Genomic DNA, 2,431 nt, shown 5'->3' with positions numbered 1-2,431 from the left:
GAGGTTAACGCTCTCGCTGTAAAGAGTCTGGCACAGCTGTGTGCGGAAAAAGGTATTTTCCTGATCCACTACTCAACGGACTACGTCTTTGATGGTACAAAGGAGGATGGGCTCTACAGGGAAGAGGATAAACCCAATCCCTTGAGCGAGTATGCCAAGAGTAAGTACTCTGGAGAGGTCTATGTGAAGGAGGCTGTGGAGAAGTACCGTATCTTCAGGGTGAGCTGGGTTTACGGAGAGGGTAAGCAGAACTTTATACATAAGCTTCTCCAGTGGTCAGAGTCACAGGAGTATCTTAAGGTGGCTTACGATGAGGTATCGGTTCCAACGTCAACCCGTACGATAGTGGATGTCAGTCTCAGGGCGCTGGATAAGGGGCTTGCAGGGCTTTACCACCTCGTCAACAGCGGCTATGCATCAAGGTATGAGTATGCCAAAAAGGTGCTTGAACTCCTTCGCATAAAGAAGTTCATAAAGCCTGTTTCCATGGACATCTTCACTAAACTTTTGCACAATATGAGCCACCTCCTATCAAGTTTCGGAGCATGAGCAGAACAAGCCTGTCATCAGGAAAAGGAGAAAATCGCAAACATCGCCCTATCAAAGACTTCATAAACTAAAGTTTTGCACGACTTTAGTGCTTGGCACTCAAGCTTTTACAAGAAAACCACTGTTTTTGATAGAGGAATTTACTCCGAACACATGTTAGAGAATGAACTCGTGACTAAGCATTTATGAAAATAAATTCTTTTTGAGAGCTTATTGCAATAAACTGTACAAATCGTAAGTTATTGATATTTCTAATATTCTGAAAACTTGATATAAAAGCACTCACTTCATGCAAAACTTTAGTAGATATTCTCTCAAGAGTTTCTAAAAATTCTTGACTATGCTTGGGAGTCTTGCAGTTTGGGACATTCTCTTCATGGCAGGCATATATTTGATAAATAGGGGAGAGGAAAATGAGTGAATACACAATAGGTATGCTTTTAATGGGTATGGGAGTAATAATGGTGGCTCTGTTCTTTGTATGGCTGGCTTACAAGGATAAACCTACCTCCAAAACTCCCACCACTTCCGGGAAGGCTTAGCCTGAAGCTCCTCTATGCGGTTCCTCAGCTCAGATATAAGCTCTTCCCTGAGCTCATCGATCTTCTTCCTATAAAAGTCAGAGAAGTAATCAGCCAGCTCCTTCAACGTGAGGAACAAAGTCAAGCACATCTGGGACACGGCAGGGTTTTGAGTATGGCAGGGGGGAGAGGCTCCCCCTGTTAGCTCAAGTCAAGCTCGGCTCAACAAGCTGTTTGCCCTCAGTATGCTCCGGTCTTGCCGTAAGCACTTCAACCTTCTTGACCTTCACCCATCCCCCTTCTTTGGAATATATTAGAAGGGCGAGAGAGAGCTAATGGAAAAACTGCCTCAAGGAGAACACCCGTGCCTGAGCGTGAGCTGGAAAGAATTAAGGAAGCGGGGAATGAGGTAGAAAAGCTCCTCCTGTTCGGAGCGTGGCTGACCAGAAAAGCCAGAGAAAGAGGAGCAAGACCTCCGATAGTGGTGGGCGGTAGTGCAGTTGAGATTTACAGCTTCGGGCACTATACATCGGGAGACATAGACCTCATAGGCTCAAGAGAGGCGGTTAAAGAGATACTCCTTTCGTCCGGATACTTCAGAGAAGAGGGAAGGGTCTTCGTGTCTGACGAGCTGGGTCTGTTCGTTGAAGTCCCTGACGACAGCCTTGCGGGAAGTTATGACAGGGTAAGGGTAATCAGGGTTCCCGAGATAGGGGGCGAGGTTTACGTGATAGGGATAGAAGACCTGATTATAGACAGGCTCTCAGCCTGCGTTTTCTGGAAGAGCGAGGGAGACTGCAGGATGGCGGAGTACCTCCTGAACAAATACAAAGACGAGATAGACCTGAACTACCTCAAAGACAGGGCACGGCAGGAAGGCATCTACCCAGGGCTGGAGAGTATATTGAAAAGAGGGAAGAGAGATGGCAGGAAGAAAAGAAATCGTCCTGAGCCTTGAGGAAGTGAGAAAGAGGTACTACAGGGAGAAGCTGGAGAGACTGCGCTCAGGCTACCCACTGAAGTTCAGGAGGACGAGGAAAAGAGACCCCTTCAAGTCTGATGCCATGGTTGAGTGGCTGTTGAAGGTCACCCCTCCTGCTAAGGACATACTCTCTGGAAAAGCCTTCAGCGAGCTGTTCAGGAAGAAAGAACGGGGAGAGGAGTGATGGAAAACCTGAAGACGGCTTTCCTCTCTGCCTGCCTGCTCGTTGCTTCCCTCGTGCTCTTTGTAGCTGTCATGCTCATGCCTGTTGCGGTGCTGTTCCCCGAGAAGCTCCGCACTCTTCACTTCCTTGACACGGCTGAGGCTCTTTTCCTGTGCTTTGCCATCACGCTTGCTCTCGGCTTTGCACTCCTTCAGA

The 2,431-nt window shown here is 47.7% G+C and carries 5 protein-coding genes; 4 read left to right on the top strand and 1 reads right to left on the bottom strand.

The features are described from left to right. Positions 1 to 549 (top strand): SDR family oxidoreductase (locus tag AC1HCM_RS05475; protein ID WP_479460761.1); only part of this gene is annotated, 549 nt, incomplete at its 5' end. 504 nt (positions 550 to 1,053) lie between these two features. Here the strand turns inward: AC1HCM_RS05475 and AC1HCM_RS05470 are convergent. Next, on the bottom strand, positions 1,054 to 1,209 hold the full coding sequence (locus AC1HCM_RS05470) for a hypothetical protein (RefSeq protein ID WP_479460760.1): 156 nt from the start codon (positions 1,207 to 1,209) through the stop codon (positions 1,054 to 1,056). Positions 1,210 to 1,434: 225 nt separating this feature from the next. Between AC1HCM_RS05470 and AC1HCM_RS05465 the strand changes: the two genes are divergently transcribed. From AC1HCM_RS05465 to AC1HCM_RS05455, 3 genes are all read left to right on the top strand, one after another. Beyond that, positions 1,435 to 2,028: a nucleotidyltransferase family protein gene (locus AC1HCM_RS05465; RefSeq protein ID WP_479460759.1), complete on the top strand. Its 594-nt coding sequence runs from the start codon at positions 1,435 to 1,437 to the stop codon at positions 2,026 to 2,028. Next, positions 1,994 to 2,236: a hypothetical protein gene (locus AC1HCM_RS05460; protein WP_479460758.1), complete on the top strand. Its 243-nt coding sequence runs from the start codon at positions 1,994 to 1,996 to the stop codon at positions 2,234 to 2,236. Before AC1HCM_RS05465 ends, AC1HCM_RS05460 begins: the two co-directional genes overlap by 35 nt. Then, a partial coding sequence (locus AC1HCM_RS05455; protein WP_479460757.1) for a hypothetical protein occupies positions 2,236 to 2,431 on the top strand: 196 nt, incomplete at its 3' end. The genes AC1HCM_RS05460 and AC1HCM_RS05455, both read left to right, overlap by 1 nt.

The sequence above is a fragment of the Hydrogenivirga sp. genome (assembly GCF_056450045.1).
Note: the sequence above shows the minus strand (reverse complement) of the source record. Positions and strands in the feature narration are given on the sequence as shown.